18 protein-coding genes are annotated in these 26,530 nt (G+C 66.1%); 10 read left to right on the top strand and 8 right to left on the bottom strand.

The genetic code is table 11. The features are described 5' to 3' along the window. Nucleotides 1-64: 64 nt before the first annotated feature. Together G6032_RS13690 and G6032_RS13685 are read right to left on the bottom strand one after the other, a co-directional pair. On the bottom strand, nucleotides 65-2,713 hold the full coding sequence (locus tag G6032_RS13690) for a sialidase family protein (RefSeq protein WP_165282707.1): 2,649 nt from the start codon (nucleotides 2,711-2,713) through the stop codon (nucleotides 65-67). 155 nt (nucleotides 2,714-2,868) lie between these two features. Then, nucleotides 2,869-3,561, bottom strand: a complete 693-nt coding sequence (locus G6032_RS13685; RefSeq protein WP_165282706.1) for a Crp/Fnr family transcriptional regulator — start codon at nucleotides 3,559-3,561, stop codon at nucleotides 2,869-2,871. A gap of 157 nt (nucleotides 3,562-3,718) precedes the next feature. On the opposite strand from G6032_RS13685, the gene G6032_RS13680 reads away from it, so the two are divergent. The 5 genes from G6032_RS13680 to fabB all read left to right on the top strand — a co-directional run bounded on the left by G6032_RS13680 (nucleotide 3,719) and on the right by fabB (nucleotide 11,783). Next, complete coding sequence (locus G6032_RS13680) at nucleotides 3,719-4,948, top strand: efflux RND transporter periplasmic adaptor subunit (protein ID WP_165282705.1); 1,230 nt, start codon at nucleotides 3,719-3,721, stop codon at nucleotides 4,946-4,948. Further along, entirely contained in the window at nucleotides 4,945-8,109 is a 3,165-nt protein-coding gene (locus G6032_RS13675; protein WP_206211989.1) for an efflux RND transporter permease subunit, read from the top strand. The genes G6032_RS13680 and G6032_RS13675 overlap by 4 nt, the downstream gene beginning before the upstream one ends. Before the next feature lie 167 nt (nucleotides 8,110-8,276). After that, the gene (locus G6032_RS13670; RefSeq protein WP_165282704.1) at nucleotides 8,277-9,914 is read left to right on the top strand and encodes a tetrathionate reductase family octaheme c-type cytochrome; all 1,638 of its coding nucleotides are present in this window, start codon (nucleotides 8,277-8,279) and stop codon (nucleotides 9,912-9,914) included. A gap of 135 nt (nucleotides 9,915-10,049) precedes the next feature. Further along, entirely contained in the window at nucleotides 10,050-10,562 is a 513-nt protein-coding gene (gene fabA, locus G6032_RS13665) for a 3-hydroxyacyl-[acyl-carrier-protein] dehydratase FabA (protein ID WP_165282703.1), read from the top strand. 9 nt (nucleotides 10,563-10,571) lie between these two features. Continuing rightward, nucleotides 10,572-11,783: a beta-ketoacyl-ACP synthase I gene (gene fabB, locus G6032_RS13660; RefSeq protein ID WP_165282702.1), complete on the top strand. Its 1,212-nt coding sequence runs from the start codon at nucleotides 10,572-10,574 to the stop codon at nucleotides 11,781-11,783. A gap of 39 nt (nucleotides 11,784-11,822) precedes the next feature. Here the strand turns inward: fabB and G6032_RS13655 are convergent, their stop codons facing one another. Next, nucleotides 11,823-14,315, bottom strand: coding sequence for an MMPL family transporter (locus G6032_RS13655; protein ID WP_165282701.1), 2,493 nt, complete (start codon nucleotides 14,313-14,315; stop codon nucleotides 11,823-11,825). 39 nt (nucleotides 14,316-14,354) lie between these two features. Beyond that, nucleotides 14,355-15,182 (bottom strand): DUF3014 domain-containing protein, encoded by an 828-nt coding sequence (locus G6032_RS13650; protein ID WP_165282700.1) that lies wholly within the window; start codon nucleotides 15,180-15,182, stop codon nucleotides 14,355-14,357. Between the two features lie 188 nt (nucleotides 15,183-15,370). Here G6032_RS13650 and G6032_RS13645 point away from each other — a divergent pair, with 188 nt between their 5' ends. Genes G6032_RS13645 through G6032_RS13635 form a run of 3 tightly spaced genes read left to right on the top strand, consistent with a single transcriptional unit; the run spans nucleotide 15,371 to nucleotide 19,466 of the window. Further along, nucleotides 15,371-17,422: a S9 family peptidase gene (locus tag G6032_RS13645; RefSeq protein ID WP_206211988.1), complete on the top strand. Its 2,052-nt coding sequence runs from the start codon at nucleotides 15,371-15,373 to the stop codon at nucleotides 17,420-17,422. After that, complete coding sequence (locus G6032_RS13640; protein ID WP_165282699.1) at nucleotides 17,419-17,961, top strand: DUF4136 domain-containing protein; 543 nt, start codon at nucleotides 17,419-17,421, stop codon at nucleotides 17,959-17,961. The genes G6032_RS13645 and G6032_RS13640 overlap by 4 nt, the downstream gene beginning before the upstream one ends. 32 nt (nucleotides 17,962-17,993) lie before the next feature. Then, entirely contained in the window at nucleotides 17,994-19,466 is a 1,473-nt protein-coding gene (locus G6032_RS13635) for a hypothetical protein (RefSeq protein ID WP_165282698.1), read from the top strand. A 30-nt stretch (nucleotides 19,467-19,496) separates the two neighbouring features. Here G6032_RS13635 and G6032_RS13630 read toward each other — a convergent pair whose 3' ends face one another. The 3 genes from G6032_RS13630 to G6032_RS13620 form a co-directional block, all read right to left on the bottom strand. Further along, on the bottom strand, nucleotides 19,497-20,636 hold the full coding sequence (locus G6032_RS13630) for a porin (protein WP_165282697.1): 1,140 nt from the start codon (nucleotides 20,634-20,636) through the stop codon (nucleotides 19,497-19,499). A gap of 63 nt (nucleotides 20,637-20,699) precedes the next feature. Beyond that, complete coding sequence (locus G6032_RS13625) at nucleotides 20,700-21,512, bottom strand: substrate-binding domain-containing protein (RefSeq protein ID WP_165282696.1); 813 nt, start codon at nucleotides 21,510-21,512, stop codon at nucleotides 20,700-20,702. 254 nt (nucleotides 21,513-21,766) lie between these two features. After that, nucleotides 21,767-23,059: a hypothetical protein gene (locus tag G6032_RS13620; RefSeq protein ID WP_206211987.1), complete on the bottom strand. Its 1,293-nt coding sequence runs from the start codon at nucleotides 23,057-23,059 to the stop codon at nucleotides 21,767-21,769. A gap of 253 nt (nucleotides 23,060-23,312) precedes the next feature. Between G6032_RS13620 and G6032_RS13610 the strand changes: the two genes are divergently transcribed. Both G6032_RS13610 and G6032_RS13605 read left to right on the top strand, forming a co-directional pair. Continuing rightward, nucleotides 23,313-25,094: an ATP-binding protein gene (locus G6032_RS13610; protein ID WP_165282694.1), complete on the top strand. Its 1,782-nt coding sequence runs from the start codon at nucleotides 23,313-23,315 to the stop codon at nucleotides 25,092-25,094. After that, complete coding sequence (locus G6032_RS13605) at nucleotides 25,091-25,741, top strand: response regulator transcription factor (RefSeq protein ID WP_165282693.1); 651 nt, start codon at nucleotides 25,091-25,093, stop codon at nucleotides 25,739-25,741. Before G6032_RS13610 ends, G6032_RS13605 begins: the two co-directional genes overlap by 4 nt. A 13-nt stretch (nucleotides 25,742-25,754) precedes the next feature. Here G6032_RS13605 and G6032_RS13600 read toward each other — a convergent pair whose 3' ends face one another. Beyond that, on the bottom strand, nucleotides 25,755-26,501 hold the full coding sequence (locus tag G6032_RS13600; protein ID WP_165282692.1) for a hypothetical protein: 747 nt from the start codon (nucleotides 26,499-26,501) through the stop codon (nucleotides 25,755-25,757). Between the last annotated feature and the right edge of the window lie 29 nt (nucleotides 26,502-26,530).

Below are 26,530 nucleotides of genomic sequence, written 5' to 3'. Positions count from 1 at the left end.
TGAAAAAGGGGCGCCCCCCGCGGGGCGCCCCTCACTGCCGCAGACCAAGCCCGGAGGGATGGACTCAGCTCAGCAGCATCCTCCGCCGGCGTGCGATTTGCAGCAAGCCGAGAAGTGCGAGTGCCAGCAGGGCGGGATCGACCGGGTTGCCTGCGCCAAAGGCGCCGCCACCGCCGGAACTCGATACCGGCGTGGGCGTGACGACGGGCGGCGGGTTGTAGACGGCCGGGGCGCCTGGATCGACGATGATCCCGTTCACTACCAGGTCGTCGTCCCCGTTCTCGCCATCGGTCAGCACGTAGGTGATCGTGTTGCCGTCGATGGTGGCCGGGACGCTGTACCAGTGCTCCGTCCCGTCTTCATGCGTGGGGCCGAACTTCCAGTAGCTCGTGCCTTCCGGCAGCGGGTCGGGGAAGGTCAAGGTCACTTCGATCTGCCCGCCAAGGTCGACGCGCTCGACCGTGAACTCCAGCACGCCGTACGGGAGGTTGTAGCCTTCCAGCTGCACCGGGTAGTCGCTCGGGGACTTCCAGATCGGGTCGACCAGCAAGGCTTCGGACTGCTCGTCCGGGATCACCGTCAACTGCGACTGCTTGCCGCTGAGGGTGGTCTCGACCGCCCGCGTATCGCCGCGGACCAGGCCGCTGCGGAACATGGCGTGCTTGGCGGTACCGTCGTTACCGGACCAGACCGTATAGCTCGCCCGCCCATCGGGCCGCAGCTTGATCTGCGTCTCGAAGTCCTCGAACTCGTCGGTGACGCCGAACAGTGCGTCGCCGCCCGTGATGGCCTTCGGCGCCGAGAAGCTCGCCCCGCCGTCAAAGGTGACCGCCATGTAGATGTCGAAGTCGCCGGCTTCCTGGTACTCCAGGACGTTGCTCTGCAAGCCGTATGCCACGTAGATCACGTTCGGGTCCTGGCAGTCGGTGGGATCGGTTGCACAGTTCGGCCCGCTGCCGGGTGTCGGCACGATGCGTGGCTCTTTCACTGTGTAGCCGGATTCCGCCGTCACCAGCGGGGTGAGATTGACTGCGTCCGTCCAGGTGGCTCCACCGTCAGTCGAGCGACGTACCATGAAGTTGTACGGCGCCTCGGTGTCGAGGATCTGGAACCGTGCCAGGTCGGGCACGTAGCTGAAGCCGACCAGGATGTCGCTACCGCGCATCATTCCGCGATGCGCCAGCGCGTTCTCCTGCATGTTTGCGCCGGTGTCGATGGACTCGCCCATCTGGCCGGTGCCCGGGACGCCGCCGATGGCGCGCGTGCCGCTGAAGTTCATGGCCGGGGCGTTCACGGTCATGTACAGCGGGTCGAGGTCATCCATGATGCTGACGCGGCAGTTCTCGACGTCCACCGCAGGCTGCAGGTTTTCCGGCATGAAGCCGCCGACCGCGCGGCGCAGCATGATGTCGGACGCGCCGCCCTGGGTGAAGTCGCCCTGCTTGTAGATGAACAGCAGCGGCACTTCCTGGGACGCGGACTGCGTCAGGAAACGGACCCGGCGGGCATTCTCCCAGGGGTCGCTGATGATGCAGCCGTGCTCGCCGCCTGCGGGAGGCGTGTCGAAACGGAAGGCATGGTAGCGGACGTACTTGCCGTCCTCCCAGCCCTGCGTGCCCTTGGTCTCCTCATAGGCGATGACCACGGTGTCGTCGATCTGGCCGATGTTGGGCCGGGAAGCGCCGACGTTACCGCGGTCATAGTCACCCGGCGGGTGCGTCTCGATGTCGCGCCCCTCGAGCGACTGTGCGGCGAAGATGTTGCGCGAGATGCGCACCGGAGCGGTGTAGGAGCCATTGACGAACTTCGCCGGGTCCACGCCCGTACCGGCCGCGTTGAGCAGGTCGAGGTAGCTGTACCAGATGTCCGTGCCATTGTTGACATTGGCGCCGGAGGCTCCGCTGCCCGGACCCTCGGCTTCACCGAGTTTCAGGCCCAGCGGGTCTTCCTGCCAGTTGACGACATGCGCGAACTTGTTGCCGCGGTTGGCGTCCTGCTTGGCGTCGCGCATGCCGCTGGTCAGCCGCTCGGTCTTGTAAGGAAGCCCGCCCCAGGCTTCATAGGTGTTGAATGCCTTGGTGCTGGGATTCCACACCAGTCGAGAGGCGTACTGGCAGCTGTAGGGCACGGTGACCCCGAAGAGCTCCGTGTAGGTGACGAAGCGCTGTGTTTCGCCGGGGAAGCGTGTTTCATCCGCCGGGCAGTACTTGCTGTTGAAAGATATGAAGAGGTAGTTGCCGATGTTCCGATGGTTCGGCTTGTCCGAGTCGCCTGGATAGTCCACGGCGTTCGGGTCGTTCACCAGGTCTGGAGTCCCCGTCAGCGGATCGAGCATCGGCGGGCCTTCCTGCACCAGGATGCCCCTGGCGGAGGAGAGCGCTGCTGTGTTGTCGATGTTCAGCGGCTCGCTCCAGGTGACGCCGTCGTCGATCGAATACTTGATGACGATGTCAGTGGGCAGTTGCGTTGCGCCGGCTTTGGCGTTCCAGGCCATCATGCCGACGTCCTGGGTGTCACCGTAGATCGCGAAGAGCGTGCCGTCCGGTGTGCGCAGGATCTTGACCTTGTTGGTGGATGCACCGTCCGAGACCACGCTGGGGCCCTCGGCCGGCGAGAATTCCAGGACGTCGCCATCAAATGTCTGGGCCATGGCGGCCTGGATGCTGAGCACGGCAGAGACCGCCGTGACGAGCGACAATATTGAGCGTTTCATGATTCGCCCTCCGTTGCTCCCCCGGGGCCGGCAGCCCTGCCGGCCTTCCGCCGGGTTCGCATGACCTGAGGCTAGGGCGTCGCCGTCAGACGGGCGGCGGAAAACTGACGGCGGTCAGTCGGTGGGCTGAGAAGCAGGAAAGAATGTGACGGGCGTCACATTAATTTACTGATCGGGCCCGAGAGCTTTTCCGGATCAAAAAGCAGGTGCTCCGGCGTTTCCTCGAGCAGGCCGGCCTGCTTCAGGCCGGCCACCACGCGCGCTGCAGTCTCGCTCGCGATGTCGAGCATCGCGGCCATGTCGCCCCGGCTCACATGCGGGCAAGGTGCCGGGGCGGCGAATGCAGCGAGGTAGCGCAACAGGCTGATGACCCGCTGGCGTGACGGGCCGCGGGCGACGGTCAGCAGGAACAGATCGCTGCGCCGGAGCTGGTCGTACCAGCGCCGTTCGATCTCCCGATAGAGCGCCGCTTCTTTGTGTTCCAGGCGAAACAGCACGCTGCGTGGAATATGGCAGAGTTTCACCGCGCTCAATGTCGTCGCGTTGCCGTCATAGCGATCATCGAGCAGGCCTTCCAGTCCGAGCATGTCGCCGGCCCGCAACAGGCGGACGATCCTCACCGCGCCGGCCGAATCCTTTTGCCAGACCTTGACGAATCCCTCGCGGATGGCAAGAACGGCATCCGCTGAATCGCCGGCCGCGACAAGCGGAAAATCACGTGGCACGGCGTAGCTTTCGACTTCGAGCAGGTCGCTGCCGAATTCTTTTTCCTCGAGCAGCTTGAAGGGCATGCGGGTCGCCCGGGCGCAGAGTCGGCAGTTGGCGCGGCCGACCCAGAATCCCTGCAAGCAAGGTTCCATCCTCGAACTGGCCATGGAACCCTCCGCGTGATTCCTTGCCTTAACTCAGCATAGCAGTCGCGGGTCGTATTGCAGTTAGAATCGTCGCCCGGCGCGATGACACGCTCGACCACTTTCTTTCCGTCCCTGATCACGGCAGCGAGATATGTTCAACAAGCTCCTCAAATGGACCCTTCCCCTCCTGGTGCTTGCGCTGGCCATCGCCGGGGGACGCTACATCGTTTCCCAGCGGCCGGACGCACCCCAGTTCACGCCGCCGCAGGTTCCCGTCTCCATCGACGCGATTCGTGTCGCGCCGCAGGATTACCGTGTCGTCGTGCACAGCGAGGGTACCGTCGAGCCGCGTACGGAGAGCACCCTGATCCCGCAGGTGTCGGGCCAGATCGTCGCGATCTCACCCACGTTCCGGGAAGGGGGGTTCTTCGAGGCGGGCGACATTCTCGTGACGCTGGACCCCCGCGACTACGAACTCGCCATCGCGAGCGCCGAGGCACAGGTCGCACAGGCTCAATCGGCCCTGGAACAGGAGCTCGCTCAGGCCAAGGTCGTGGAAGGCGACTGGCGCATGCTGGGCAAGGAAGCGCCTGAACTGGGCCTGCGCAAGCCGCAGATCGCGGCGGCGCGAGCCACCCTGTTGTCGGCCGAGTCCCAACTTGAGCGTGCGCGTTTCGACCTGGAGCGGACCCGCATCCGCGCGCCCTATGACGGCCAGGTGCTGGAGAAAAACGTCGACGTCGGCCAGTTCGTCTCCACCGGCACCCTGCTTGCCCGCGTGTACGCCACCGATTACGTCGAGATCCGCCTCCCGCTGACGGACCGCCAGCTGGAATTCGTCGATCTGCCGGAGCGTTTTCGCGGCGAGACGGCCCAGCGCGGCACGGCCGGGCCCGAGGTGGTCGTCAAAGCCGACATCGGACGGCAGCTGTGGCAGTGGAGCGGCCGCGTCGTCCGGGCCGAGGGTGCGATCGACACCAGTACCCGCCAGCTCTTCGTGGTGGCGCAGGTGGACGATCCCTACGAGCGCGTTGCAGACGGCCAGCCGCCGCTGCGGATCGGGCAGTTCGTCGAGGTGGAGATCCAGGGCCGCACCCTGGCGGACGCATTCGTCCTGCCCCGTGGCGCGGTGCGTGACAGCGGGGACGTGCTGATCGTCGATGCGGACAGCCGGCTGGAGCGGCGCCCCGTCTCGGTGGCCTGGACCGATGGCGAGTACGCGATCGTCACGCGAGGACTGGAGGCCGGCGACGTGATCAACGTCACGCCGCTCGCGGTGGCCGCCAGCGGGACACTGGTCGCGGCGACGATCGACGGCGTGCCGCCCGCGCCGCGCCGTCGGCCGGATGTCGACCAGGTGGCCGAGGGTCGTTCGCAGTGAAGGGTTTGATCGGCTGGTTCGCTCGCAACCACGTCGCGGCCAACCTGCTGATGGCGACCATCCTCGGGGTGGGCGCCTGGTCGCTGGTGGCCAAGATTCCGCTGGAGGTCTTTCCGGCCTTCGAGCTGCGCTCGGTGGTGGTCAATGTCCCCTTTCCCGGCGCCACGCCGACGGAAGTCGAGGAAGGCATCACCATCAAGATCGAGGAGGCCATCCAGGATCTCGACGGCATCAAGCGCCTCCGCTCGACCGCGGTGGAGAATTCCGGTCGCGTGGTCGTCGAGGTCGATTCCGGGCATGACCCGCGCGAGCTGATGAACGACGTCAAGGCGCGGGTCGATGCGATCTCGACGTTCCCGGCGGACAGCGAGCGCCCCGTGGTCTACGTGCCCGAAATCCGGCGGGACGTGATCACGGTGATCATCTCGGGCGACCTGCCGGAACAAGAGCTGCGTCTCGTGGCCGAGCGGGTGCGCGACGATCTTGTCGATCTCGAGCAGATCACCCAGGTGGAGCTGGATGGCGTGCGGCCTTACGAGATCTCGATCGAGATCTCCGAGCAGACGCTGCGCCAGTACGGTCTCACCCTGGAGCAGGTCGCCACGGCGATCCGGCGCAATTCGCTCGACCTGGCGGCGGGTTCCGTCCGCACCACCGCGGGCGAGGTGCTGATCAGGACGCAGGGCCAGGCGCGCATCGGCAGCGAGTTCGAGGACATCGTCGTGCGCGGCGCCGGGGGCGCCCGGCTGACGGTGAAGGACCTCGGCGTGGTCCGGGACGGCTTCAGCGAAGACCCGCTGGAATTTCGCTACAACGGCCGCTCGGCGGCGTTCATCGATGTCTACCGGGTGGGTGAACAGAGCGCGCTCGACGTGGCCCGGGAGGTCCGCGATTACCTCGCCTCGCCGCCGGACTGGGTGCCGCCCGGCGTGACGCTGGACTACTGGCGCGACCAGTCGCGTGTCGTGCAGGCGCGCCTCAACACCCTGACCAAGAGCGCCCTGCAGGGCGGCCTGCTGATTCTCGTGCTGCTGACATTGTTCCTGCGTCCGGCGGTGGCGTTCTGGGTCGTCGTGGGCATTCCGGTGGCTTTCATGGGCGGTATTGCCCTGATGCCGGTGTTCGGCGTCACCATCAACCTGATCAGCCTGTTCGCCTTCATCCTGGTGCTGGGTATCGTCGTGGATGACGCGATCGTGACCGGGGAGAACATATTCAGTCGCCTGCAGAAAGGGGAGGATCCCCTGGAAGCGTCGATCCGGGGCACCCAGGAAATCGCGGTGCCGGTGACCTTCGGCATCCTGACGACGGTCGTGGCGTTCTCGCCGTTGCTCATGATCGAGGGCGTGCGGGGACAGCTGTTCGCCCAGATCCCGCTGATCGTCATTCCCGTGCTGCTGTTCTCGCTGGTCGAATCCAAGCTCATCCTGCCCGCCCATCTCAAGCATGTGCGGGTGCGCGGCGCGACGAGCGAGAACGCTCTCAGCCGGCTCCAGGCCAGGGTGCAGCGGGGCCTGGAACGCGGCACGCAGGCCCTGTACTCGCCGGTGTTGCGTGCCTCGTTGCGCAATCGCTATCTCGCCGGCACGGTGTTCGTCGCCGTGGCGATCATCCTCTTCAGCATCGCGATCGGGGGGCACCTGCGCTTCGTGTTCTTCCCGCGGATCCAGGCGGAGACCGCTTCGGCGACGGTGATCATGCCGCCCGGCACGCCTTTCGAGGTCACGGCGGATGCGATCCGGCGGATCAACGCAGAGGCGGAGAACCTGCGTGAACAATACCGGGAGCCTGAGTCCGGCGCGAGCGTCGTGAAAGGCATCCTCTCCTCCGTCGGCTCGACCGGCGGCGGGTCCAACCCGCGTACCGACCTGGGCCGCGTGTTGTTCGAGATCGTGCCGCCCGAGGAGCGCCTCATCGACGTGACCAGCGCCGAGCTGGTGCGGGAATGGCGCGCGGCGATCGGCCCCATCGTGGGCGCGAAAGAGGTCAGCTTCCGCGCCGAGTTCGGCGGCGGCGGGTCACCGCTCGACGTCGAGATCGCCGGCCAGGATTTCGCCGCCCTGCGGGCGCTGGCGGCGCAGGTGCGGGAGCGCCTGGAGACTTATCCAGGCGTGTTCGACATCACGGACAGCTTCGAGGAGGGCAAGCAGGAGATCAAGCTGGAACTGCGCCCGGAGGCCGAGCTCCTGGGCATCACGCTCGACGACCTGGCGCGCCAGGTGCGCCATGCCTTCTTCGGTTTCGAGGCCCAGCGCGTGCAGCGGGGGCGCGAAGAGGTCCGTGTCTACGTGCGCTATCCGGAGGCCGAGCGCCGTTCGCTGAACAACCTCGCCACCATGCGGATCCGCACGCCCGACGGCGCAGAGGTGCCGTTCGGCGAGGTGGCGGAAGCGGAATACGGTCGCGGCTTCGCCGAGATCCAGCGGGTGGACCGCAACCGCACGATCAACGTGGTGGCGGACGTCAACAAGGAAGTGGCCGATATCGAGGCGATCAAGCGCGACCTGAGGGAGTTCCTCTCGGGCGCCGTGCCCGCCTACCCGGGAGTGAGTTTCTCCCTGGAAGGCGAGGCCCGGGAACAGCGGGAATCGTTCGGCAGCCTGGGGTACGGGCTGCTGTTCGTGCTGTTCGCGATCTATGCGCTCCTGGCGATCCCCTTCCGTTCCTACCTGCAGCCGTTGATCGTGATGAGCGTGATCCCGTTCGGCGCCGCCGGCGCGATGCTCGGCCACATGATCATGGGCATGAACCTGACCATCTTCAGCCTGATGGGCATGCTTGCGCTCACGGGCGTGGTGGTTAACGACAGCCTGGTGCTCGTGGATTACATCAACCGCCGGCGCCGGGAAGGCATGGCCCTGATGGAGGCGGTCAGCACGGCAGGGATCGCGCGCCTGCGGCCGGTCCTGCTCACCTCGCTGACGACGTTCGCCGGCCTGACCCCGCTGATCTTCGAGAAGTCCACGCAGGCCCAGTTCCTCATTCCCATGGCCGTGTCGCTGGGATTCGGCATCCTGTTCGCGACCTTCATCACCCTGCTCCTCGTGCCACTGAACTACCTGGTGCTGGAGGACCTCCGGCGCCTTGGCCGCCGACTGACGGGGCGCGGGGGTGACGGCGAAACGGCCTCGGCCGGAGACGGGCTGCCGGCGAGCCGATAGGGGAAATCCCGTAGCCCCGAGTTGATCTCCGTCAAACATGACAGGCGATGCCAGGCGCATATTTGCCGCCTATCTAATACAGAGTGTTCTAAATAAGAATTATCTGTATCAGAGGCGGGCCCCGCGGAACACCGGGGACTTTGGGGAATATGCCGAGGATTTCTGTCATGAAGAAGATCAACGACGCGCCATCAGTCCGCTGGCTCGGCGCCTGCGCGGTCGCGCTCCTCCTGTCGCTCGGGGGTTGCAGCGGTGACGACGGCGACGACGGGGAGGACGGCCTGGCCGGTGCACCCGGGACGGATGGCATCAGCTGCTGGGACCTGAACGAGAACGGCGTCGCCGACGCCGATGAAGATGTCAACAATGACGGCGTCGTGGACGTGCTCGACTGCCAGCAGCCGCCGTCCATCGGCGACGCCGAGTCACTGCATGCGGCCTTTTTCGCGGATCGTCCCTACGAGGGCACCGAGTCCTGCCTCGCCTGCCACGGTGAAATCGGTGACGACATCCTGACCACCGGCCACTTCAAGTGGGAAGGCGTGGCGACGAACCTCGAGGGCGTCGAGGGCGAGATCCACGGCAAGAACGACATCATCAACAATTTCTGTGTGGCGGTGCCGAGCAACGAGGGGCGCTGCACGCAGTGCCATATCGGCTACGATTACGCGGACGCGAGCTACGATTTCGGCGATCGCACGAAGATCGACTGCTTCGCCTGTCATGACCAGACCGGCACCTACACCAAGGCTCCGCCACTCGCGGGGCGCCCCCCGGCCAGCGTGGATCTCCAGGCTGTCGCACAGAGCGTCGGCGCCAACGGCGGCGTGCCGACGCGTCAGGCCTGCCTGTTCTGCCATGCCGGCGCCGGCGGCGGCGACAACGTCAAGCACGGCGACCTCTCCTCCGACCTGATCGCCACGACGCGCGAGTTCGACGTGCACATGGCGGTGGACGGCGCGAACCTGAGCTGCGTCGATTGCCATGGCGTGAAGCGCGACGCTGACGGCGCAATGATGTCGCACGGCATCGGCGGGATGCCCTACCACTCTGTGGACGAGGGTGACATGAAGCAGTGCACCGACTGCCACGGCGACAGCGCGAATATCCATGCCGGCAGCAGTGTCCAGAACACGGTCGCCAGTCATCCGCGCCTGGCCTGCCAGGCCTGCCATATCCCGGCCATCGCCCGGAAGCTGCCGACCAAGACCGAGTGGTACTGGGAAGACGCGGGCCAGGACATCGATCCGATCCCCGTGGATCCGGTGACCGGCAAGGCGACCTACGACAAGATGAAGGGCACCTTCGCCTGGGCCACCGACGTGCGTCCCGAGCTGCGCTTCTTCGACGGCAAGTGGAACAAGACGCTGATCAACGTCAACGACCAGTACAGCTCGGTGCCGGTCGATCTCGGCAGCCCGGCGACGGATTACACGAACCCCGATGCAAAGATCTATCCGTTCAAGAAGCTGATCGGCAACCAGCCGGCCGATGCGAACAACAACACCATTCTCGTGCCGCACCTGTTCGGCGCTGCGGGCGGTCCCAACCCCTACTGGGGCACATACGACTGGAACCTCGCCCTGCAGGACGGCGCGCTCGCGGCCGGACAGGTTTACACCGGCGAATACGAGTTCGTCGACACGGTGAGCCTCTGGTCGGTCAACCACGAGATCGCGCCGAAAGAGATGGCGCTCGGCATGGGCGGTGATTGCGGCGACTGCCACGGCGGCGACCAGGTCGACTGGGTTGCGCTCGGCTGGACCGATGATCCGGTTCGCGGCGGAACGCGTCCCGGCCTGTAGGAACTTTTTCCCCTCCTGACAGGCGTCCCCACTTCGGTGCGGGCGCCTGTTTTTTTTCATGTCGCGCCGCGAAAGAAATATTCGTCGGTTTTGCTGCACAATAACGCCCTGGAATATTCATGATCCGGGGCGCAGATGAATAAGAACGCATATAACTACGACGAATTGCTGCAGGCTGGTCGCGGCGAGTTGTTCGGCCCCGAGGGTGCACGCATGCCTCTCCCGCCGATGCTCATGGCGGACCGGATCACGCACATCGACAGCGACGGCGGTCCTCACGGCCTCGGCCAGATCGTCGCCGAACTCGATATCCATCCGGACCTGTGGTTCTTCAAGTGCCACTTCGAGTCCGACCCGGTGATGCCCGGTTGCCTGGGCCTCGATGCCTTGTGGCAGCTTGTGGGTTTCTTTCTTTGCTGGAGCGGGGGGCGCGGACGGGGCCGCGCGCTGGGCGTCGGCGAGGTCAAGTTCACCGGCCAGGTGCTGCCCACCGCCAGCCGCGTCACTTACCGGATCGACATGAAACGGGTCCTTCTTCGCCGCCTCATCATGGGCATCGGCGACGGCACCATGAGCGTCGACGGGCGCGACATCTATACTGCTACCGACTTGAAAGTCGGTCTGTTCACTTCCACCGATTCATTCTGAGGAGGCGTCATGCGTCGTGTCGTCGTCACCGGCTTCGGGATCGTCTCGAGCATCGGCAATAACGCAGCGGAAACGCTGTCCTCCCTGCGAGCGGGCCGCTCCGGAATCCGCTTCAGCGAGGAATACAAGGAACTGGGCTTTCGCAGTCACGTGCATGGCCCGGTGGAGATTTCCCTCGCCGAGATGATCGACCGCAAGCTGAAGCGTTTCATGAGCGACGCGGTGGGCTACAACTACGTGGCGATGCAGGAGGCGATCGCCATGGCCGGGCTGGAGCAGGACGATATCAGCAACCCGCGCACGGGCCTGATCGCCGGCTCCGGCGGTGCCTCCACCGAAAACGTCTTCTGGACGGGTGAAACGGTGCAGAAGAAAGGCGCCCGGAAGGTGGGGCCGTACATGGTGACGCGCTGCATGTCGTCGGCCATCCCCGCCAACCTGGCGACGGCGTTCAAGATCAAGGGCGTCAGCTACACGATCAGCTCCGCATGCGCCACGAGCGCCCATTGCATCGGCAACGGCGCCGAGCTCATCCAGCTCGGCAAGCAGGACATGGTGTTCGCCGGTGGCGCCGAGGAATTGCACTGGGGCACTTCGGTCATGTTCGACGGCATGGGCGCCTTGTCATCCAAGTACAACGACACGCCGGAGCGCGCCTCCCGGACCTATGATGCGGACCGGGACGGCTTCGTGATTTCCGGGGGGGGCGGCATCCTCGTGCTCGAGGAGCTCGAACACGCCATTGCGCGCGGCGCAAAGCCGATCTGCGAACTGGTGGGCTACGGCGCCACGTCCGACGGCGCCGACATGGTGCAGCCCTCCGGCGAAGGTGCGATGCGCTGCATGCGCATGGCCCTGGAGGGGCTGGACGGGCCGGTGGACTACCTGAACACGCACGGCACCAGCACGCCGGTCGGAGACGTGAAGGAACTCGAGGCGATCCGCGCGGTATTCGGCGACGAGAGCCCGCCGATCGCCTCCACCAAGTCGCTCGCCGGCCATGCATTGGGCGCCGCGGGCGTCAACGAGGCGATCCATGCGATCCTCATGCTGCAGAACGATTTTATTGCCGCATCTGCGAACATCGAGCGCCTCGATCCCGCGGCCGAAGGCTTCGACATCGTTCGCGAGCGGCGCGACGGGCAGCGACTGGACACCGTGATGTCGAACAGCTTCGGCTTCGGCGGCACGAACGCGACCCTCGTGTTTCGCCGCGTCTGACCGGAGTCCGGACTCGCCGGCGAGGCCGACCACCGGCGCTCAGCTGCGGCGCGGCTCCGTCCGCGCCAGCAGCGCCGGCAACAGGGTCATGTTCGCCAGCAGGGCGGCGGTCATCGCCAGGCCGGTCAGCAGGCCGAAGTAAATGGTCGGTTTGAAGGCCGACAGGGCCAGCACCGAGAAGCCGAGGACGATCGTCACCGTGGTGTAGTACAGCGCCCGGCCGATGGATCCGTGGCAACGCGTCACGGCGTCCCATGCGTCGCCCTTGCCCGCGAGCTCCTCGCGGTAGCGATGGATATAGTGGATCGTGTTATCGACGCCGATGCCGATGGTGATGGCCGCGATGGTCACCGTCATCAGGTCCAGCGAGATCCGCGCCCAGCCCATCAGGCCGAGCACCAATGCCGCGGAGAGCAGGTTCGGCAGCAGGCCGATCGCGGCATAGCGCCATGAGCGGAACAGCACGAGGAACATCAGCATGATGGCGCCGAACACCACCCCGAGGGTGAGAATCTGCGACCGGAACAGGCTTTGCAGCATGTTGTTGTAGAGCACCATCATGCCCGTGAGGCGCACCTGTTCCACGCCATAGCCCATGTCCACGGCAATATGCCGCCGGATCTCCTCGAGCAAGGCATCCCGTTCCAGCTCCTGCGACGATTCATAGATCCGCACGCTGAAGCGCAGCTGGTTGCCGTCGTCGGACAAGTAGGGATCGAACAGCGTCTGCTTCACCAGGTCGGGCAGGCGACTGTAGAACACCGAGAGGTAGAAATCCTCGGTGGCGACACGCGGCTCCAGCGAAGCGAACATCTCCATGGGCGTGGCGACGGAAATGACTTTTCCCGTCGCCGCCAAGGACTCCAGGTAGTCGTGAATACGCCGTACTTCGGGCAGGCGCTTCGAATTCAGCCAGTAGCTGGTGCTGGCGATGCCGGCATCGGACTCGAACTCATCCATGAAATCGAGGGCGAACTCTTCGTCTTCGGCCGCTTCTTCCGGCTCCGGCGGCGGCGCATCGACCAGCACGTCCAGCGGCGTGGTGCCGCCGAGCTTCTCGTCGATCAGTCGCATGCCCTGGTAGATTTCGGTGCTCTTCTTGAAGTAGTCGATGAAGCGATTCTCCACGGACAGCTGCAGGGCGCCGGACAACCCGATGACGCCCAGCACGGCGCCGACGGCGATAGTGGCGGCGGGCCATTGCGTCACGGTCTTCGCCAGCGCCCCGGTGACCGAACCGGTGAGATTGAGAAGCGGGGCCGGCCGCCCGGCCCTCAGCAGCATCACCGCGGCCGGAAACAGCGTGAAGGAAAGCACGAAGGCGAGGCCCAGTCCCATCACCATCATCCAGCCGAAATCGATCACGGGGCGGATGCCGCTCACCAGCAGCGAGCCGAAAGCGACCATGGTGGTCAGCACGGTGTAGAGGCAGGGGACGAACTTGCTGTGCACCGTGGCCTGCACGAGGGCGAACTGGTCGTGATCCGGATGCAGCTGGTGGAGTTCCCTGTAGCGGACGATCAGGTGCACGACCAGGGCCAGGTTGAGAATCAGCAGCAACGAGACGAAATTCGACGATACGACAGTGACCGGCCAGCCCAGCAGTCCCAGCAGGCCGATCATCCCGATGACCGTCGCGGCGCAGGTGGCGACCGGCAGCACGACCCATTGCCAGCGACGAAACGCGGCTGCCAGGATGAGGATGATGAAGGCGCCGACTGCTACACCGAAGGTCGTGAGATCGGAGCGGATGAAAGCGATCGAATCCACCGCGATCATCGGCACGCCGCCGAGATGAATCACGGCCTGGTCGCGGAAGCGATCCAGCACCTCGCGGATCTCGGCGATGACCCTGGTCTCACGCTCACGCAGGATATCGCCCCGAGCCGATGTCTGCCGGTCGAGCAATTCCAGCTCGGCGCGTTCCTCCGGCCCGAGACCGCTTTCCTCGTCCTTGATGCGCAGTGCGTCACGCGCCTGTTGCAAGGCGCGATACTCCGCGTCCTGTGGCAGTTCGACGCGAATGGCCGTGGTGCTGCCGTCCGGGCTGACCAGCAGGTTGCGATACAGCGTGCTGTCCAGCGCGCGCTGGCAATCCTGCACGCGGTCCGGGCCGTCGCAGGTGAGTGCAGCAGGATCCGTGGGCAGTTCCGTCAGGCTGACATCGAGTCCGTGGAGCAACGGGACGTCGAGCAGCGACGTGACGTCCTCCACGTAGTCCACGTCGGCCAGCGCGTCGCGCAGTGCCTCCAGCCGATCGAGTGCAGGCGCCGTGAACAGCCCGCCATCCGGCGTGTAGGTGACGACCAGGAAATCATCCGATTCGTAGCGGGCCCGGACGGCGCGGTAAAAGCGCACCGCCTCGTCGCCTTCCATCACCAGGGTTTGCGACGAGGCGTCCAGCTGGAAGCGCGGCGCGAACGCCCCGAGCGACGCCACCAACAGCACGGTGGCCAGCAATGTGACGACCGGGTGGCGAAGCACCACCGTGTCGTATGTCGCGCTCAGCAGGCGGCGAAGCCGCGTGGCCATATCCATCCTGGATCCTTGTCCCGGGGGGAATTCTTGAAATTATTCTTCGATCGGTACGGCGGCGAGCGTTTCTAGCGCGGTCCGCAACTCTGCCAGCTTGGCGCGCAGGATTGTCGCATTTTCCGCGCCGACGCGGAGCAGGATTTTCTGTCCCGAGGACAGCGCTTCGAGATCCGGGTCGGCGAAACGGTAGCGCACGTGAGGTTGTTCGACACGGATCGGCCCCTGGATCTCGGGGGTCGCCAGCAGGTGGTCGATCACTTCCAGCACCCGGTTGTGGAACTGTCGCCCGCCGTAGCCGAGTTCCTCGAAGGCCTGCTGCAGCAGCGGGTAGTGGCGGCGATAGGCCGCGGCCAGGGCCGCGCTGTCCACGGCGTCCGCGAGCAGGACGAACGCGGCGTAGCGGGCGCTGTTGGCCGGGGCGATGACCCGCTCGCCCTCTGCTCCGCGCACGAGGAAACGCCCGTCGATCGGCGGCACGGCGCGGGCCTCGATCCACAGGGTGTCGCGCGGCAGGTTGTCGATCGTGGCGACCAGCTTGCGGATGAGGCCGGTTTCCACCAGGTACTCGTCGACCAGCGTCTCCCCGGCAGCCGTCGCCAGCGCCGCCCGCGCCTCGGGGTCGCTCTCGTCGAGCGCCGGCAGCGGTGGCGCCGGCTCGGGAGGGGCTTGTGCGGCGAAATCCGGGGCCGGCTCCGGATCGGGCTCCGGTTCCAGCGGGGAGACGTATTCCGGGGTCTCGGGGACGACACGGGCAGGAAGCTCGACGGCTTCAGGCGGCGGTTCGGTGGCTTTTCGCGGGTAGAAGATGGCGACGAGGCCCACGAGGACCACGATGAGGACGGGCCAGAGGATTCTCTTGTCCATGAGCGATACCGTTGGGCTGCAAGATGCAAGCCTAGTCTAGCTGTTGACACCGCCACGCAGCAGCGGGTTCCCCTGAGCCTCCGGCGAACCGCGGGCTGTGGCGCAAAGGCCAGTTCTGCTACCTTATTGTCATTCCTGGAGCCGCCGCCCGATCACGCGGCGGCCCCGCCAAACACGAGGACAACAAGATGAGCGAGTTTTCGTTGACGCACCTGGTGGCCGGTGCGGCCCTGGTTTCCATGACTTTGAGCGGCTGCACCATGCCGACCGGCACCCCGTCCGAACCCGCCGAACTGCTGTCACGCGAGAAACTGCTCGGCAACCCCGCGCGCAGCACCGCGCGGCTCAGCCCGGATGGCAAGCGGCTGGCTTTCCTGGCGCCGCACGAGGGCGTGATGAACGTCTGGGTGACCGACGCGGCGGCCACCGGGGAGCCAAAGGTGGTCACCGAGGAGCGCGTGCGCCCCATCCGCAGCTATTTCTGGTCGCCCGACTCAGGGCAGATCCTGTTCGTCCAGGACAAGGGGGGCGACGAGGATTTTCTCCTGTACGGCGTCAATCTCGAGACCGGCGCGACGCGCAACTACACGCCATTCGAGGACGTGCGGGTGACGATCGTCGGCGGCAGCCGCGAGATCGAGGATGAACTGCTGATCGGCCTGAACGATCGCGATCCCCGCTGGCACGACGTGCACCGCCTCAATCTCGAGACGGGCGAGATGTCCCTGGTACGCCAGAACGACGGTTATGCCGGCTTCGTTGCGGACCAATCGCTGACGCTGCGCCTGGCGACCCGGCCTTTGCCGGACGGTGGCATGGCGATTGAGTCGATCGGCGCCGACGGCGAGACCAGCCCGCTGACCGTCATTCCGTCGGACGACGCCCTGACGAGCGGCGTGCTCTCCATTCCGCAGGGCGCGGACTTCGCCTATATGCTCGATTCCCGCGGGCGCGACACCACCGCCCTGGTGAAGCTCGACCTGGCCAGCGGCGAGACCGAGACCATCGCGGACGGCCGGCGCGCCGATATCGGCGGGATCCTGGCACACCCGATCACGGGCGAGGTGCAGGCCTACGCCGAGAATTACCTCGTGAATCGCTGGTATCCGGTCGGCGACGCGATCAGGGACGACATCGCGTTCCTCGACGAACGGGCCGGCGGGGAGTGGTCGGTCGCGAGCCGCAGCGATGACGACCGGTCCTGGGTCATCGGCGTCGACCGGGTGACCGAGCCGTTCACCTACTGGCTGTACGACCGCGAAGCGCGCCGCCTGGAGAAACTGTTCACCACCCGGCCGGAGCTGGAAGGAGCGCCCCTCGCACCGATGTATCCCATCGAGATCGAGAGCCGTGACGGCAAGACCCTGGTCAGCTACCTGTCGCTGCCGCCATGGCTGGACCCGGATGCCGACGGTGTGCCGTCGGAGCCCGTGCCGATGGTGCTCAACGTGCACGGCGGGCCCTGGGCGCGCGACGATTTCGGCTACCGGGCCGACCACCAGTGGCTGGCGAATCGCGGTTACGCGGTGCTGTCGGTCAATTTCCGCGGGTCGCGCGGGTTCGGCAAGGAATTCGTCAATGCGGGCGATCTCGAGTGGGGCCGCAAGATGCATGACGACCTGCTCGACGCCGTCGAGTGGGCCATCGACCGGGGCATCACGACCCGTGATGCCGTAGCGATTTTCGGCGGCTCCTACGGGGGTTACGCTGTGCTGTGGGGCATGACCAACACGCCCGAGACCTTCGCCTGCGGCGTGGATATCGTCGGCCCGTCGAATCTCAAGACCCTGCTCGCCAGCGTGCCGCCTTACTGGGCTTCTTTCTTCGAGCAACTCGCCCGCCGGGTCGGTGACCCGCGGACCGAGGAAGGTCTCGCGATCCTCGAGGAGCGTTCCCCGCTGAACTACGTGGACAACATCAGCAAGCCGCTGCTGATCGCCCAGGGCGCCAACGACCCCCGCGTCAAGCAGGCGGAAAGCGACCAGATCGTGGATGCGATGACGGCGAAGGAGATCCCGGTGACCTACGTGCTGTATCCGGACGAGGGCCACGGCTTCGCCGTGCCTGAAAACCGGCTCAGCTTCTATGCCGTGACTGAGGGGTTCCTCGGCGCCTGCCTCGGCGGGCGGGTGGAACCGGTCGGCGATGATTTCCAGGGCTCGAGTATCCAGGTGCCGGCAGGCGCCGAGGTCGTCAGCGGGCTGGCCGAGGCCCTGGCCGAATCGGCAGGCAAGCCGTGAACCGGTTCAATCGGCGTGGCAGCGGCGTGGCCCTCGGGGCCCTTGTGGTCCTGGGGGTTTCGGCGTGCGCCACGACGCCGAAGGCCTACATCGACGTCGCGGACGAACCGCCCGACTGTGAGCGTTTCGGCTGGTACGAAGAGCCGCAGCGTCCGGCCTCCATCGCCGAGCAGCGTGTTCGCGACGAAGTGATGCGCGTGCTCGAGGGCAAGGGTTACACGGTGGATGCGGAGAACCCCGATTGCCGCGTCTCCGGGGTGATATTCACCGGCGACCGGCCCGGGTCGCCGGTCAGCGTCGGGCTCGGCGCCGGGAGCTGGGGCGGCAACCTGGGCGGCAGCGTGGGGATCAGCCTCCCGCTGGGCGGTCCCCGCAAGGTCGGCAACCTGGCCATCGACGTCATCGACACCGACCGCAACGCGCAGGTGTGGCGCGGCACGCTGGAGGGCGCCTTCCGCAGTCCCGAGGCGGAGCCCGAGGCCGTGCGCACGGCCGTGGAAAACTTGCTGGAAACCTTCCCTCCTCGCGGCGGGGGCTGAGGACCGCGGGGACAATGGCGGGAGGTTGCTGAATGCGCCCGTTCTTCCCGATCATTTACGTACGCGGCTATGCCATGCGACCGTCGGACATCGCCGAGACGGTGGCGACGCCCTACATGGGCTTCAACCTCGGCTCGACGAAGGTCCGCCAGGACTGGCGCGGCAGCGTCATCCGCCACATCTTCGAGTCGCCGCTGATCCGGCTGATGAAGGAATACGGTTACCGCGACGTCTACCAGGACGGGCGCGAGCTGACCGGGCCGATCGACGAGAAAAGCGTACTCATCTACCGTTACTACGAGGCTGCGGACCGCGACCTCGGCACGGGGCGGAGGCTTTCCATCCTGGAAGCGGCGGCGGGACTCAAGAAGCTGATCCACCAGCTGCGCGACCAGGTGTGCGGTGACGACGCCGTGAAGCGCGCCGACTTCCGGGTCTACCTCGTGGCGCATTCGATGGGTGGGCTCGTGTGTCGCGCCTTCCTGCAGAACGACGCCGTGAGCTCGCCGGCGGACCGGCGGCTCGTGGACAAGGTGTTCACCTACGCGACGCCCCATAACGGCATCGACCTCGCCGGCGCGAACGTGCCCGCCATTCTCGGCTTGTGGGACATGAACAATTTCAATCGCGACCGGATGGCGGAATACCTCGGCCTGCCGGACGACGCGCCACGCGTCGATTCGCTCAACGGCCGTTTCCCGGTGGAGCGGTTCTTCTGCCTGGTCGGTACCAACCACCGGGACTACGGGATCGCGCGACTCGCGGCCGGCGACATGAGCGACGGCCTCGTGCGCATCGAGAACGCCACGGTGCGCGGCGCGCCCCGCGCCTTCGTCTACCGCAGCCACAGCGGCCCCTACGGCATCGTGAACTCGGAAGAGGGCTACCAGAACCTGGTGCGCTTCCTGTTCGGCGATCTGTGCGTCACCGGCTCGCTCGACTGCATCCACCTGCCATTGCCCCCCAGTATCCGGCGCGCGCACGAGCATGGCCAACGCGTGCGTGCGGCCTATTATTTCGAGGCGACCGTCGCGCCGCGCGGCGCCTTCATGTTCAAGCTCAACGAACGGCGCATCGAGACCCAGTCCGCCGTGCTGCGCCGTTTCGACGAGTTGTTCGCGCCGGCGGGAATGCCGCTGGAAGCCCCCCGCTCGCCGGTGCTGTTCAGCGCATTTCTCGACAGCCGCCAGATCACGGTCGGCCGGACCTTCGTGTTCAGCGTGGATCTCGCCGTGTCCACCACCGGCTACACGGTGGACGGCGCGATGGCGAGGCGACGGCACATTCCCGGGGAGCACCTGTTCCGCAACACCGTGACGGTGCGAGCGACCCCCGGTGAGGACGGCTGGAACGTGCGCTACGTGATGGCGGACGACCAGTGGGGCGAGACGCGGGGGCGGATGGCGGAGCGTGACGGCGAGGACTGGGTGATTCCGCTGCAGTCGGCCAAGGGCTTTGCCGGGCGCCTCCGCCTGAAACCGCGGCGGCGCGACGGTCATTCCTGACCGTCGCGCCCCGAAGGTCTCGGCCTGGCGCTAGAAGCTGTACTGTGCGCGGCCGATGAGGATGTTGGGCGACTCGTCCCCCACGGGCGAGCCATCGACGACGGCGCCGCTGTCCGTGACGTCCACCATGATGTAGTTCAGCATGAAGCGTACGTTGGGGTTCGAGTAGTAGGTCAGGCCCAGGGTCAGGTTTTCCTGTTCGCCCCCCTGGAAGCCGGTGTCGTTCAGGTCCAGGGCGCTGTAACGGGCGGTCACTTCCCAGGCCCCCCGGTCGGGATTGCCGGGCTTCACGCTGCGGAAGATGCCTTTGCCATAGCCGCGCTTCTCCCCGGTGACGATCCAGCTGCCCTGCACATACCAGCCGCTGAAGTCCGGCTCGGCGCCGGCATTGCGATCGACCCCGACACCGAAGTACTCCGTCTGCACTGCGAACGGGCCGCTCTGGTAGGCCGCCTCGACGCCGTATTTCATGGTCTTGTCGACGTCCGGGATGCTGCCTGTGTCTACGAGGCGAGTGCCGTCCACGCGGGCCTCGGGCCGGTCGCGGAAGCGCTTCACGTTGTAGTCGCGCACGTCCTCGTAGGCGAACGAGGCCGCAAGGTGCAGCTGGTTACCGTCCAGCACCGGTGCGAATACGAAGCGTCCGGCGATCCCCAGCGGCTCATCGCCTTCCTGGTTGCTGCCGAGGCCGCGGCCGTAAGCCATGCCCTGGAAGCCGATCGCACCCTCGAAGTAGTCGTAGCCGATGCCGATCCGGCGTGCATCCACCAGGGCCGTATTGGGCGAGGAGCGCTCGATGAACCAGATGTTGTTGGTGCTCGCCACTTCTTCCAGGCCCATCGGCACCTTGAAGTTGCCGATCTTCAGCGTGCCGCCGGACAGCTTGCGGCGCAGGACGACATCCTGGGCATTGGTGCCGTTCTCCGAGAAGTCATACTCGATGATCCCGGACCAGTTCTCGTTGATCGTGCCCTGTACACCGACGAAGGTACGACGGAACAGGAACCCGTCGTCGAGGTCGATCTGGTCGTCGTCGTGCAGGGCATAGTCGAGGTGGACACGACCGCGCACGTCGAACTCGGGGGCCGCCGTCGCGGTGACGGCGAATGACAGCACAGCGCTGCCCGACAGCAGGACGCAGGCCATTCTGTTGGCGCTTCTTGTAGGCATCATTGTTTTCCTTATGTTTTATTGTTTATGCGCATCGTTCCCGACGGTATGTCCGTAGGGCAACTACTTCGCATTCGCGAAGAATAGCTGCTGGCCGCGGCGCTCGAAATCCGCAATTGCCGCCTGGCCCTCCTCGGACAGGAGCCACTCGTGCCACTGCTTCGCGAGGGCCTGTTTCAGGTGGGGGTTGCGCTCCGGGTTCAGCAGCACGCTGCCGTACTGGTTGAACAGCACGGGGTCGCCCTCGAACACGATGGCGAGCTCCTGGCGATTGTCGAAACTGATCCAGGTGGCGCGGTCGGCGAAGACGTAGGCGTTCATCGCCGCCGCCGTGTTCAGCGTCGCGCCCATGCCGCTGCCGAGCTCGCGGTACCAGCTCCCATGCGGCGTGACGCCGGCTTTCTCCCAGAGGCCCAGCTCGGCCCGGTGGGTGCCGCTGTCGTCGCCGCGCGACGCAAAGACGCCGTCGTTTGCGGCGATCAGCGCGAAGGCTTCCGCGGCGGACCCGGCGGACTTGACCCCCGCGGGATCGCTGCTCGGCCCGATGATCACGAAGTCGTTGTACATGACATCGCGACGCTCGAGCGCATAGCCCTCGCTCACCATCGTCCTCTCCCCCGCGGCGTCATGCACCAGCAGGGCGTCGGCGTCGCCGGCGCGCGCGATGGCGAACGCCTGGCCGGTGCCGACGGCCACGACGCGGACCTCGATCCCCGTCTTGCCGGTGAATATGGGAATGATGTGGCCGAACAAGCCGGAGTTGTCGGTGGACGTGGTGGATGCAAGCACGATGTGCTGGTCCCGGGCATGCAGCGGGGTGCCTGCAGTGGCGAACCCGAGCAGCAGGATGGCCGCGACAGGACGGAAATACTTCATCGGCAGTGCTCCAGTGATGCGTGCCAGCCGCTCGAATTGTCGGTCGGTTAGCCCTCCATTATGGATCGTTGATTGGCTCATGTAAGCATTGGGCGAACCAGGAACGCCCAAGCCAGGAAACCACTCACACGCCTTGCGACGGGGTCCGCACCGCTTCCAGCGAAAGGCGGGAGCGGCCACTCCCGCCCAGGACGACGGCGAGGGCCCGTTGAGCCCTCGCCGCCATCGAGCACGGGAGATATCTTTCCGGCAGATTACTGGCCGGTGTCGTTTTCCAGGTCGCAGTACTCTATCAGCTCGACAGGCACCGGATGCTCATGGACGAAATAGATCACGGCACGTGCGTCGTCTACCGCGCGGGCGAAGCCCCAGGCGTTACCGCCCTTGAAGCCCGTGTAGGCGCCGTCGTTTTGCAAACCGCCCACGTATCCGCTTGCGTCGTCCAAGGGCGGGAATACCAGCGACAGGATCGGCTCCTTGACGACCTGGCCGGTCACGTCCACCGGAAGCGTCTGGCCGTCGGCCGGCGCACCTGCGGGTGTGGTCACCTTCAGGTAGCACACCTCGCCGGCGTAGGTCTTGGCGCGGTCGTACTGGAATCGCGAGAAGTTGAAGAACGTCGTCTTGGCCTTGGGATCGGCACTGGCGAACGGCTCGCCGAAGGCATCTTTTGCAGCCGTGGTCATGTCCGTGCCCAGCGTGAGAATCTCGCTGACGTACATCAACTCGTCGAGCCCGACGGCGCCGAACTTGTCGGACGCGCCGCCCAGCATCGCCGCGGCCCGGTCCATCAGCTGCAGAGATTCCGGATAGGCCTGTCCCGTGCGGTCCGGGCGGACCGGCAACCCTTCGACGGCGCCGCCGGCCACCTCGGCGTGCGAAAGCTCGGCAGTTTCGAGCAGGCTCTCGAAGCCCGCGAGATTCTCCCGCGGTGCGTCGATGGTCTTGACGACCTGCACGTCGAGTATTTCGTCGAAGTAGCTGATCTTCAGGCGGCCGGCCTCGTCGAGCGCAATCGTCACTCCCGGGGTCTTGAGCGCGGTCACCAGTTCCAGCAGCGCCATGTCCAGCACCTTTTCGGGGGCCCGCACTGCACTGAGGCGGCCGAGATGAGCCTCGGTCATGCAGACGCCGTACGCCTCCGGAATCTCCCCGTCCACGAAGGGGATGTAGCGTGCTTCGATTCCGAGTGCCGTGTAGATCGATGTCGGACCCACCGGTTCGAGGGTGGCGAAATCAAGCACATCGGCGGGGCATGCTTCCGTGTTCCCGAACATGATCGGCGAACGTACCCAGGTCCACGCATCCCCGGGGCCGAGCGCGTAGGTCAGGATCGGCACGCCATTGATGTCGCGGTCGATCTCCACCATCTCGGCGTAAACGTCGACGGCGTCGCCACCGCCCCCGCCGCCGCCGCCGCCGCCGCCACCACCGCCGCCGCCACCACCACCACCACCACCACCTTTACCGGGCGGTGGTGCGGCGAGCGCCAGGCTCGTCACGAGTGCTGCGAGGAGCGCCCACGCTAGTTTCTTTGTCCCGAACATGACTGTTCACCTCCGTGTCCCTCAAGTCTCGCGACCGGCGCAGTGGTCGCGAGACTCCCCTTGATGAGAGCGGTGCAAACCCGGAACCGGAGGGTGATTCTCCCGGGACCGGAGCCTGCGCCGGGCTTGCACCGCCACTAAGTTATCTATGGGTCATCGCCTGCCCGGCCGATACAGGGTGGATAACCCATGGGCGGCAACTAGACTCAGGGCAAGTCCGGACCACCTGTCAGGCACAGAGCTGCAACTGGCCATGGCCAAGGGAAAACGCTGGGAAATACCCACGCGGCGCTGGTGGGTCGCGGCGATTCTTGCGGCCGTATCGATGTTCGGCTGGCTGGCGTGGCACGCGACGGATGCGGCCGCCACGCTCGACCGCTTACAGGCGGCCCATGCCAGCGCAGCGCAGGTGCACGATTCGATCCTGCAACTCCAGGCCGAGGTCCGGCGTACCGTCCAGCTCGCATTGGCGACCGGTGAGGAAGCATGGCTGGTCAAACACGCCGAGGCCGAGTCGAGCCTGCGCGACAGCATCGCCGACCTGCAGGCCCCGGGCGTTGCAGATGCGGGATCGCTCCGGGAGGCGTCGAATGCGCTGGATGCATTGAGCCGCATCGAAGCGCGCGCCATGGCGCTGCTGGCCGAGGGACGCCAGGAGGCTGGACTGGCGCTGGTGACCGGCCCTGAATACGACGCCGGGATCGCGGCTCTCTACCGGGCGATCCGGGCTTTCGACGACGGTCGTCATGACTGGCTGTTATCACAGTCGCTGGGCTTGACCCGCCATGAACTCGTTTCCCTCTCGGGGGCCCTGTTGTTGTTCGCTGCAGCGATCACCGCGTGGATGTTCCTGATATCGCAGTTGCAGCGGGAGAAAGCGGTGCTCCGGCGCGAGATCGAGGCCCGGGGACGCGCCGAGGAGGGGTTGCGGCGGGCGCAGAAAATGGAGCTGCTGGGCCAGCTGGCCGGTACGGTGGCCCACGACGTGGACGGGATCCTGAGCGCGGTCGCAGGGTACTCGGCGCTCGCGCGGCGAGCATCCGATTCAGCGGCGCGCTGGCGGGCGCTGGCCGGGCTGGATCGTGCAGTCCGCCAGGGTCGGGGCCTGACGAGCAACCTCCTGTCCCTGGTGCGTCACGAACAGGCGGTGCGCCGGCCGGTGGAACTGGGTGCACTGCTCCGTGCTACCGAAGCATGGCTCGCTCCCCTGTTGCCCGCCAACATCGCGTTGCAACTGTGCCTGGCCCGGGACGGCGAGTCATGGCTGGAGGCCGACCCGGTGTCGCTGCAACAGGCCCTGATGAACCTCGCCTTGAACGCGCGCGACGCCATGCCGGAAGGCGGGATCCTGCGGCTGTCTCTTGTGGATTCCGGAGAAACCGCGGATGCCCCGGATTCGCAGCAATCCCGCAATGCGTGCATCGTCGTTTCCGACACGGGCCGCGGCATGGACGCCGCGACCCTGGCGATGGCACGGGAGCCGCTCTTCAGCACCAAGCCGGAGGGTTCGGGCACGGGTCTCGGGCTCCCCTCCGTGGAGCGTGTCGTGGCTGCGCATGGCGGCCGGTTCGAACTGGACTCGACACCGGGCGAGGGCACGCAGGCGAGAATCTACCTGCCCGTGCCGGCCGGGGATGCCCCGCCGTCTACAAGCCACGTCGTAGTGCAGGTGCTCTCCACCGACGCATACACCGCACGACTCCTGGCCGACGCCCTCAAGGACAAGGGCTTCGAGGTCTCGATCGTGGACCGGTGGGACAGCCGCTCACCAGGCATGAGTCGGGCGGGGCTGGTGCTGATCGATTGGCGGGGGGAGCCGGGTGAGGCCCTGGCGGCCTTGCAGGATCTCCGCGACACCGGCGTTGCAAAGCCGGTCATCCTACTGATGGACGTCGGTTCGCCTTCCTCGTCTGCGGAATTCGAAGACCAGCTGGCCGGCCTGGCATGGGTCGTCTCCAGATCCGTGCCCCTCGGTGAACTGGCCCAGCTGGCCCGCCGGCTGGTGGCGGGGCATGAAGTGGGTCGCGCGGCATGAGTACGCGCATCGTCCTCGCTGACGACCATGCAATGCTCCGGGAAATGCTGGCCGAGCACCTCGCGGCGGAACCCGACATGGAAGTCGTTGCGGTGGTCCCGAACGCCGCAGCGGCGCTGGAGGCGGCGTTGGCGGAGTCACCGGACCTGGTAGTCCTCGATATCGACATGCCCGGCCTGTCGCCGTTTCACGTCGCGCGCCGTATCCATGCCGAGCGTCCGGCGACCCGGGTCGTATTCCTCAGCGCCTACCTCCGCGATCACTACGTGCAGCAGGCGCTGGATGCCGGTGCAGCAGGGTATCTCGTCAAGGACGAGACCCCGGAAGCCATCGTGCAGGGATTACGCATGGCCGCGCGCGGGCGCACGGCGTTTTCGCCCGCGGTGCGCGCCCGCTTGTCGATCGGCCGTGAAGGGGTGACGTTCTCGGGGGCATCGGGGACCCGCCTCGCATTGCTGACGCCGCGCGAAACAGAGACGCTGCGCTACCTGGCGAGCGGCCTGAGCCGCAAGGAAATCGCGCGCACCATGGGGATCAGCAACAAGACGGTCGAGCAGCACTGCGAACACCTGATGCACAAGCTCGATATCCACGACCGGGTCGAGTTGACGCGCTTCGCCATTCGCGAGGGCCTGCTGGAGCCCTGATCGAATCGCGCTGTCACCATCCGGGATAAAAGGTGAACCCTGCCGTCCAGTCCGGCGCGCTGTCGCTCAGCCCCGCGGATGTCGACAGCAACACCCGCCCCCGGCCGAGTCGCCAGCCGATCACGCCCGCCAGTTCCATGCGGTCATCATTGAAGCGATAGGCGGCCTGCTGATACTCGATGAAGGCGCCGAACTGCGTTCCGGCCGCCGGGCCGAACATGCCTCCGAGCGCGGCGACAAAGCCGTTGTCCAGGTCGAATTGATCCGGTTCGCCGCGTACCACGTACCCGGCGGAGGCGAGGCCCGTGAATCCGGACCAGTACTTCACGAGGTCGGCCTGGATTGTGAAGTCTGTTTCTCCCGTGCCGAGCAACTGGTCCTCGTCGGCCGTGCCGAACTTCACCTTGCCGCCGACATCCAGCGCCAGCGAGCCGTCCGCCGCAGTCCACACATCGTATACGGTCAGGCCGAGAATCACGTCTCCGAGGCCCTGCTCCGTCGTATCGGGTCCCTCGCCGGGGATGAGTTCTCCACCCGGCCCCTGGACGAGGGTGCCCTGCGGCGCAGTGACGCTGAGGTACGGCACGGTGAGCCGAATGGTGTATCCATCACCGCGATACCAGCCGGTGACCGGCACATAGAAATCTTCTATGCGCCGGTCACCGCCGTATTCACCGGAACTGTACTCGGCGCCGACAGACAGCCCTAAGTCTCCCGAGGCGGGCGTGGCCGTCCACGCCAGTCCCGGCATTGCGGCCATCGCCACTAGCACACCGAACCCGGCTGGAG

This window comes from Wenzhouxiangella sp. XN24, assembly GCF_011064545.1.
Taxonomy (GTDB): Bacteria; Pseudomonadota; Gammaproteobacteria; order Steroidobacterales; family XN24; genus XN24.
Note: the sequence above shows the minus strand (reverse complement) of the source record. Positions and strands in the feature narration are given on the sequence as shown.

Excerpts from the sequence above, each read along its gene's own strand:
- G6032_RS13690 (WP_165282707.1), bottom strand. The coding sequence starts at position 2,713 with ATGAAACGCTCAATATTGTCGCTCGTCACGGCGGTCTCTGCCGTGCTC.
- G6032_RS13680 (WP_165282705.1), top strand. The coding sequence starts at position 3,719 with ATGTTCAACAAGCTCCTCAAATGGACCCTTCCCCTCCTGGTGCTTGCG.
- G6032_RS13670 (WP_165282704.1), top strand. The coding sequence starts at position 8,277 with ATGAAGAAGATCAACGACGCGCCATCAGTCCGCTGGCTCGGCGCCTGC.
- fabA (WP_165282703.1), top strand. The coding sequence starts at position 10,050 with ATGAATAAGAACGCATATAACTACGACGAATTGCTGCAGGCTGGTCGC.
- fabB (WP_165282702.1), top strand. The coding sequence starts at position 10,572 with ATGCGTCGTGTCGTCGTCACCGGCTTCGGGATCGTCTCGAGCATCGGC.
- G6032_RS13655 (WP_165282701.1), bottom strand. The coding sequence starts at position 14,315 with ATGGCCACGCGGCTTCGCCGCCTGCTGAGCGCGACATACGACACGGTG.
- G6032_RS13650 (WP_165282700.1), bottom strand. The coding sequence starts at position 15,182 with ATGGACAAGAGAATCCTCTGGCCCGTCCTCATCGTGGTCCTCGTGGGC.
- G6032_RS13645 (WP_206211988.1), top strand. The coding sequence starts at position 15,371 with ATGAGCGAGTTTTCGTTGACGCACCTGGTGGCCGGTGCGGCCCTGGTT.
- G6032_RS13635 (WP_165282698.1), top strand. The coding sequence starts at position 17,994 with ATGCGCCCGTTCTTCCCGATCATTTACGTACGCGGCTATGCCATGCGA.
- G6032_RS13630 (WP_165282697.1), bottom strand. The coding sequence starts at position 20,636 with ATGCCTACAAGAAGCGCCAACAGAATGGCCTGCGTCCTGCTGTCGGGC.
- G6032_RS13625 (WP_165282696.1), bottom strand. The coding sequence starts at position 21,512 with ATGAAGTATTTCCGTCCTGTCGCGGCCATCCTGCTGCTCGGGTTCGCC.
- G6032_RS13620 (WP_206211987.1), bottom strand. The coding sequence starts at position 23,059 with ATGTTCGGGACAAAGAAACTAGCGTGGGCGCTCCTCGCAGCACTCGTG.
- G6032_RS13610 (WP_165282694.1), top strand. The coding sequence starts at position 23,313 with ATGGCCAAGGGAAAACGCTGGGAAATACCCACGCGGCGCTGGTGGGTC.
- G6032_RS13605 (WP_165282693.1), top strand. The coding sequence starts at position 25,091 with ATGAGTACGCGCATCGTCCTCGCTGACGACCATGCAATGCTCCGGGAA.
- G6032_RS13600 (WP_165282692.1), bottom strand. The coding sequence starts at position 26,501 with ATGGCCGCAATGCCGGGACTGGCGTGGACGGCCACGCCCGCCTCGGGA.